This window comes from Coleofasciculus sp. F4-SAH-05 (assembly GCF_040222985.1).
In the GTDB taxonomy this organism is placed as follows: Bacteria; Cyanobacteriota; Cyanobacteriia; order Cyanobacteriales; family Coleofasciculaceae; genus Coleofasciculus; species Coleofasciculus chthonoplastes.
This window is the reverse complement of record NZ_JAVKBY010000187.1, coordinates 38,260-45,792: the sequence shown is the minus strand read 5'-3', so window position 1 is coordinate 45,792 and position 7,533 is coordinate 38,260. Positions and strand designations below refer to the sequence as shown.

The window sequence follows — 7,533 nt, the reverse complement described above, 5'->3', positions numbered from 1 at the left end:
GGTAACTTCTACCGCTCAAGAATAGCATTGTATTCAATTTAGGTAGGGGCGCAAGGACCTGCGCCCTCTAAGGTTGCGGTTCTAAACGATAATTTGATGGGCGTATGCCAGGAAGCCCCTACAGTTATGTTGTTGGGTAACGTGGGAAGGATTGAGGCGCGATCGCATTCTCCACCCCAAAACACGCGATCGCACACCCTCTCTCAGTCTTACTTTATTCCTGTTTCTGTCTAATCTTGAGATAAGAATGAACCGATACCGCCCAATCGATATCGTCGGGTTTGAGCAGGCTAATCCAGCCGTTCTTGTGCTTTTGCTTCAGACAGGATATGTTTTATGTTGAACCAAAAACAAATTATGTAAATTATGGCGAAGCATTTAGCCAAATCTGATGTCAAGCAACTAGCATTGATTCTGGGGATAGGCACACCTAAGGAGATTTTCAGAAGCCTCCGCAATTATTTAGCGGGGCAGTTCGTCGGTGCAACTCGTGATGAAACACTTTTAGATGAACTTCTCAAATGTCTATTCTGCAAGCTCTACATTGAGATGGGTCATGCTCAGTTACCTGAAACGGAGACAGATTCAGTAGACTACGCTCAGAGGATTCGAGCTATATTTGCAAAGGTTCGAGGAGACTTCCCAGACATTTACAGTTCGCAAACTGAAATTCTATTAGACCCTGAGACAATTTACAAGGTTATGAAAGAATGTTCCTTTTCTTTGATTGACGCGAATAGCGACCCAATTGGTGATGCTTTTGAAGTTTTTGTTGGCAGCGAATCACGAAGCCGTTCAGGACAATTTTTTACGCCTCGTTCCGTTACGGACTTGTTAGTTGAAGCGGTTGATCCAAAACCTGGAGAATCAATAATCGATCCGGCTTGTGGTGCTGGAGGTTTTCTGACTTCAGTTTCACGTTACTGGCGTCAGGAGGGAGTTTCTACTCAGGAAATTTCCAGGTTGGCTACACAAACGTTCTTTGGTATTGATAAAGACGAATATCTAGTCAATCTTGCCAAGCTTCATATCTCCCTTTTAACCAGCGGATATCCGAATATTTTATGTGGTGATAGTATTGCGCTAAATAATGGTCTTTCGTCTATTCGGGAAAAAGCAGAGGCAGAAGGCTTTGATGTACTACTAGCGAATCCACCTTTTGGATCTCGCATCGTTGCCGCTAGACCTGAAGTTTTAGATTGCTTTCAATTGGCTCGTAAATGGCAGTTCTATCCTAAACTTAACAAATGGCACCCGACCACAGAGATTAAAAATCGGGTACCTCCACAGGTTCTATTTGTTGAAAGATGTATTTCCCTACTAAAAAAAGGTGGAAGAATGGGGATTGTTCTTCCTGAAAGCATCCTGTCAAACAAGTCATACAGATATGTTGTGGAATACTTATTGGAGAAAAGCAAAGTTATAGCTGTAATTGGTATGCCTGAAGCATTATTTAAGACTTCAGGGAAGGGAGGAACCCATACAAAAACTTGCCTATTAGTTGCTGAAAAAAGCGGCAATTCATCGAAAAGTCGATCCTTTATTTTTATGGCTGAAGCTAAATGGTGTGGTCAAGATTCACGCGCAAAAAAAATACCCAATGATGATCTCCCAAAGATAGGAGAAAATCTGCAAATAGTGAAGAAACAAGGTACTTTATCTGAATCACATTTAGGATTTCTGATTGATAGTGATTCCCTACAGTCAAATGTCTTATGTCCCCGCTACTACGATCCTCAAGTTCATGAAAACCTGAACTCTTTAGAAACCACTCACAATTTATTCGCGTTCGGACAACTTGTTACAGATGGAGTTTTAAAAGTTGCTACAGGTAATGAAGTAGGTAAACTCGCTTATGGCACTGGGGACATTCCATTCATACGAACTACAGATATCAGCAATTGGGAGTTAAAATCTGATCCTAAACATGGTGTAGAGCCAAAAATATTTGAGTCTTTAAGGAATAAGCAGGATGTCCAAGTTAATGACATACTAATGGTCAAAGATGGAACTTATCTAATTGGAACCTGTGCAATTGTGACAGAGTATGACTGTAAAATTATCTATCAGAGCCATTTGTATAAGATTCGCGTGATGCCCAATGATTTAAGTTTAAATCCCTTTTTGTTATTAGCTATTCTCAGCTCACCAGTTGTACAACATCAAATAAAATCTAAGCAGTTTACACAAGACATTATTGATAGTCTAGGAGAACGAATTAATGAGATTGTTCTACCTATTCCGAAATCTGAGAAATTACGTCATGAGATCACGGAAATGGTTAGAACAGTAATCAAGGATCGTGTTGAGGCTAGAGAGCTTGCTAAGAGAGCTAGGTTAGCCGTTGCAGGATCGTAATCATGTCCATCCTTTGTCTTTATAATTATGAGTTATACGCTTCAGTAGATTTCGTACTTCTTCAAGACTCATACTACCTTGAATCCTATTTCCATTGGCTGAGATCCAGCTTATATTTTCCGGTGTATGACCAGAGATAATACTATTTGGATCATCAAGCTTGAGTGGGTTGAGATGACCGACTTGGAAATTTGACTTTCCATGAGTAGGATGCATAAGTTCTTCTTGAAACTCCTGGAATAACATTGGTTCTAGCGTTATAGGACAACAGAATATTTCTAATTCTGGTGGAAGAATATCTTGCTCTTGAAGCATCTTCCGGGAGTTTTCTGGAAAACCTTCAAACTCACAGAGTTGTGTAATAAGCTTATACTCAATCGCCATGCAGACGTGCCTAAGAGCAAAATGGACAGAGTGAGGATGAACTTCCCATCGCTTTTCTCGGTTTGTTTTATGAGAACCAGTTTGCACTCGATCAGTTAAGTATGTTTTAACTTTGATTTTATCTTTAAGTACTTTTTTAAAGAATTGAGCATCAGGGCTAGTTTTAGGATTGGTAAGATATTGCCGTAGCTTAAGAGTTCTGATGACATCTTGATTGATAACCCATTCAACATTTCCTCGACGGTGGATTTTTGTGGCTAGATCATGCAGTGCAGGTTGTTCTCTGTAATCAATTGGCAGCTCATATGGAAGAATTTCGTGGTTTAAAAACAAATTTAATGCTATACATTTATCAGAGTCGTTGAGCCAGCTATCAGTAAGTTCAAAAACAAGAGCTTGAGCAATTGCTAAGCATTCTGAGAAAGAACACTCTCTTTGATCGCCATTAAGTTGTGAATACCAACGAGTTCTGTATTTTGTTGTCTCACAACCTGGTAGCTTTACCAGTTCAATCAGGAAAGCGTGACGAAGTATCCCTTTACCAAGCTTCTTATATTGTTTTGCGCTAATTTTTTCTCTTATGATATTTATGTTAGGAGCTATTGTTTCATCAGAGGCAAACATTGACCAAACACTGTCATAGAGTGTGTTCATTTTAAAGCGTTGAGATTCAACAAGTTGATCTATGGTTTCCCGCAAGGCTCTTTACCCTCTTTCGTTTAAAGCTTGTTCAAACTCGGTAATGAAAACAGGAAGGGAAATCCCAATTGCCTGACACCAAGCCCTTAACTCAACAATGTCAAGTCTCCGTTCACCTCGTTCACACTTGCTTATAATCGATTGGGTTGTTTCGAGGCATTCTGCGAGTTGTTCCTGGGTAAGTCCAGCACGCTCCCGCACTTCACGCAGCAATTTGAGGAAGCATCTGTAATCTTCTGAGAAGACAGATTTTTTCATACCCCTCCTGTTTCCCTGACAGAAGGGTAAAGTCTATTTTTGAATAGTCCAAAATCGACTATTGTTAAATCGATAAACTTAATTAGAGACATTTAGAGAGGCGATCGCACTCCTCACCTCAAAAAGCGCGATCGCATTCTCGACTCCAAACAGCGCGATCGCACCGCACCTCATCCTGACTTTTCAGGGGAAGTTTAGAAACTATTGTAGAGACCAAACATGGACGGTCTGGGCGGGTTTAGTCACATCTGGGTACAACCGAAAAGATAGTAGTGAAACCCGCCCCTACACAATCTCCCTTGATTGCACCATATATTGTGGAAAAGAAGACCCAATCCCCCCTTCCCGCCTAACCCGGACAGGCAATAGTCTAGACTGAGAGATCGATCATCACAAAAAAGGGAACCTCACGATGCGACTCTCTCAAATGCTACTCGTCACCCTCCGGGAAGACCCAGCCGAAGCCGAAATCCCCAGCCATAAACTCCTGGTTCGCGCCGGCTATATCCGTCGCATCGGTAGCGGTATCTACGCTTATCTCCCCCTGATGTGGCGCGTTTTGCAAAAAGTTTCCCAAATCGTTCGGGAAGAAATGGATGCCACTGGCGCCCAAGAATGCTTACTTCCCCAACTTCAACCCTCTGACCTGTGGCGAGAATCCGGGCGCTGGGACACCTATACTAAAGCCGAGGGGATCATGTTCGCCCTCACCGATCGCCAAAACCGAGAACTGGGACTCGGACCCACTCACGAAGAGGTAATCACCACCATCGCCCGTGAAATGATCCGTTCCTATCGCCAACTCCCCCTCCACCTCTACCAAATTCAAACCAAGTTTAGAGATGAAATCCGCCCGCGCTTTGGACTAATGCGGGGACGAGAATTCATTATGAAAGATGGCTATTCCTTCCACGCCGATGAAGACAGCCTGAAAAAAACCTATCAGGACATGGATCAAGCCTATCGCAACATGATCAGCCGTTGCGGTTTAGCCTTTCGCGCCGTGGAAGCGGATTCTGGCGCAATTGGTGGTTCCGGTTCCCAAGAATTTATGGTTCTGGCGGATATCGGCGAAGATGAGATTCTCTATACCGAGGATGGGAACTATTCTGCCAATGTGGAAAAAGCCAGTTCCCTCCCGGCGGATGCGGAACCGTCTCCCTTTGAGACTTACGAAAAACGGGAAACCCCCAACACACCCACCATCGACGCCCTCTGTCAATTCCTCAACTGTTCGCCAACCAATGTCTTGAAAAATGTCCTCTACCAAGCCGTTTATGACAATGGGATGACGGTACTGGTAATCGTCAGTATCCGAGGCGATCAAGAGGTTAACGAGGTGAAGCTGCAAAATGAATTAGTCCGTTTAGCCGATCGCTATAAAGCAAACGCCCTCATCGCCCTAACCGTTCCCGACGCCACTACCCAGGCAAAATGGGCGTCTAAACCCCTCCCTGTCGGCTATATCGCCCCAGATTTAGAGGATGATTACATCCGCCCCAGTAGCGACGTAGCCCCCCAATTTTTACGCTTAGTCGATAATACAGGGGTTGACTTGAAAAATTTTGTCACTGGGGCAAACGAAACCAATTATCACGTCGTTGGTGCGAATTGGGGTGAACCCTTCCCCTTACCTAAACAGGTGGTAGATATCCGTACCGCCAAAGCAGGCGATCGCGCGATTCATGATTCTAGCCAAATTCTACACAGCGCCAGGGGAATTGAAGCCGGACATATCTTTCAGTTAGGCACTAAATATTCTAAAGCCATGGGTGCGACGTACACCAACGAAGCTGGCGAAGAAAATCCCCTGTATATGGGATGTTATGGTGTAGGCGTATCGCGACTGGCGCAAGCCGCCGTGGAACAATCCTATGATAAGGATGGAATTATTTGGTCACCCGCGATCGCACCCTACCACGCGATTATTACTGTTCCCAACATCTCCGACGCCAAACAGATGGATGCTGCTGAGACACTTTACCAGCAGTTATGGCAAGCTGGTGTAGAAACTTTACTTGATGACCGGAATGAACGGGCGGGAGTCAAGTTCAAAGACGCCGATCTGATTGGCATTCCCTATCGCATTGTCACTGGGCGATCGCTGAAACAGGGTAAAGTGGAAGTTGCAGTGCGGGCAACGCACCAGTCTCAAGAATTGCCCCTGGATCAGGTGGTTTCTACACTTAAACAATGGCTTGATGCGGCATTAACGTAACCTCCCCGATTAATACTGAAATGAATAAGGCAGCACTGACTCGATTCATCATAGTGGCGATTTATAGTTCTGCCTTTATTGGTGTAATTTTGGGTCTAGTCGGTGGATTTCAGACAGGGATTGCCTGTACTGCCATTGTTTTTTTCTCTATCCTTGCCTATAAGTATCCCCGCCTCGGATTATGGGGACTGCTAATCTATCTTCCCTTCAGCGGGAGCATTATTTATTCTGTGGGTGATGTTTACCAATCCATGGGTGAGAGCATCACCTACTCCGGGAATCATCCCCTCTTTCATTTAATTAAAGATGCGTTTTACCTTCCCGCCTTAATTGCCCTGATTCAGTCGCGGGATTCGTTCTGGAAACTGCTACCGCGCTCGATTCTTAAACCTTTATTGATCGCGATCGCGGTTGTGCTAGGGGTGGCGTTAATGACGTTCCTGTTGATTAATGTACCCCAGGAGTTTGATCCCCAGCTTAAAGGAAGCCCGTTTCTGATGGGAATTCTAGGGTTAAAAGGGCTGGTGGGGTATATTCCCTTACTCTTCTGTGGGTATTATCTGATTCGCGATCGCACGGATTTATTTTTCCTAACTCGCTTGCACCTGATTGTGATCCTCATCTGCTGTAGCTTGGCGTTCCTCCAATACCTGTGGCTGGTTACTGGTTTATGTCCCAGTAGCAATAGTTTGACCGGAGAAGCTGTCTACCGAGCCAGTTTACAGGCAAGATGTTTAGTTGGTGGTTCTCTGTTATACAATCCTCAAGTCGGGTTAATTCGTTTACCCGGTACATTTGTCGCGCCCTGGCAATGGGGATGGTTTCTGATTTCCAGCGCTTTTTTCACCTATGGGGCGAGTGTTAGTGATCCGTCTCGTCGTTGGCGACTCGTGGGATGGGTGGCGATGGTTGCTGTCTTGGCAGTAGCGGTCATTTCAGGTCAACGCATTGCTCTGGCGATCGTTCCGGCGACGTTTGTTCTGTTAGTATTACTCACAGATCGGCATAAGGTATGGCTCCCGATTAAATTAGGAATTGGGGTGCTTTTAGCGATTTGGATTACTCGAACGTTAGGGAAGGTAGAAGAACGAGTGATTAGTTTAGTTGATCGCTGGGAGGCGTCTCCACCGCCTACGTTTATGCTGGATCAATTTAAGTGGGTATTGAGTAGACAAGAGGGATTATTAGGACATGGTTTAGGACGAGCCACTAATGCTGCCCGTCGCCTAGGAGAAACTCAACTGATTGAAACCTATTATGCCAAATTGTTGTACGAAATTGGTCCGATTGGGGTTTTGGCTTTTCTGGCGCTGGTATCTTTGCTGACGTTTCTGACGTTTAAGGCATATCGGTCAGTTCAAGATGCTTCTTTACAACGCTTAGGGTTGTGTCTTTGGGTCTTTGTTTTGTTTATTAGTTATAACACCTATTATTATCCCCTGGCTGTCGATCCCGTAGAGGTTTATTATTGGTTTTTTGCGGGGGTTTTGCTCAAGTTACCGCGACTTGATGATCCGGTAGGTTCTGAAACACTACTTTTTGATCACAAAGACGCTTAGCCTAGAATACAGGGTAGGGCGCACGGGGCGTGTAGCTAACTTTTCACGGTATCTGGC

Annotated in this window: 6 protein-coding genes; 4 read left to right on the top strand and 2 right to left on the bottom strand. The window is 44.4% G+C overall.

The features are described from left to right. The first annotated feature begins 96 nt into the window (after nt 1-96). Both RIG27_RS22135 and RIG27_RS22130 read left to right on the top strand, forming a co-directional pair. A complete protein-coding gene (locus tag RIG27_RS22135) occupies nt 97-234 on the top strand; it encodes a hypothetical protein (RefSeq protein WP_446348740.1) in 138 nt (45 codons plus the stop codon). 132 nt (nt 235-366) lie between these two features. Beyond that, nucleotides 367-2,358, top strand: coding sequence for an N-6 DNA methylase (locus RIG27_RS22130; RefSeq protein WP_446348738.1), 1,992 nt, complete (start codon nt 367-369; stop codon nt 2,356-2,358). On the opposite strand, the gene RIG27_RS22125 is transcribed toward RIG27_RS22130, so the two are convergent. Both RIG27_RS22125 and RIG27_RS22120 read right to left on the bottom strand, forming a co-directional pair. Next, entirely contained in the window at nt 2,359-3,441 is a 1,083-nt protein-coding gene (locus RIG27_RS22125; protein WP_446348736.1) for a hypothetical protein, read from the bottom strand. Between the two features lie 6 nt (nt 3,442-3,447). Then, the gene (locus RIG27_RS22120; protein ID WP_446348734.1) at nt 3,448-3,699 is read right to left on the bottom strand and encodes a helix-turn-helix domain-containing protein; all 252 of its coding nucleotides are present in this window, start codon (nt 3,697-3,699) and stop codon (nt 3,448-3,450) included. Between the two features lie 412 nt (nt 3,700-4,111). Here RIG27_RS22120 and proS point away from each other — a divergent pair, with 412 nt between their 5' ends. Continuing rightward, entirely contained in the window at nt 4,112-5,917 is a 1,806-nt protein-coding gene (proS, locus tag RIG27_RS22115) for a proline--tRNA ligase (RefSeq protein WP_446348732.1), read from the top strand. A 20-nt stretch (nt 5,918-5,937) separates the two neighbouring features. Next, on the top strand, nt 5,938-7,476 hold the full coding sequence (locus RIG27_RS22110) for a hypothetical protein (RefSeq protein WP_446348730.1): 1,539 nt from the start codon (nt 5,938-5,940) through the stop codon (nt 7,474-7,476). Nucleotides 7,477-7,533: the final 57 nt, after the last annotated feature.

Coding starts and splice junctions, on each gene's coding strand:
- RIG27_RS22135 (WP_446348740.1), top strand. CDS start 97: ATGGGCGTATGCCAGGAAGCCCCTACAGTTATGTTGTTGGGTAACGTG.
- RIG27_RS22130 (WP_446348738.1), top strand. CDS start 367: ATGGCGAAGCATTTAGCCAAATCTGATGTCAAGCAACTAGCATTGATT.
- RIG27_RS22120 (WP_446348734.1), bottom strand. CDS start 3,699: ATGAAAAAATCTGTCTTCTCAGAAGATTACAGATGCTTCCTCAAATTG.
- proS (WP_446348732.1), top strand. CDS start 4,112: ATGCGACTCTCTCAAATGCTACTCGTCACCCTCCGGGAAGACCCAGCC.
- RIG27_RS22110 (WP_446348730.1), top strand. CDS start 5,938: ATGAATAAGGCAGCACTGACTCGATTCATCATAGTGGCGATTTATAGT.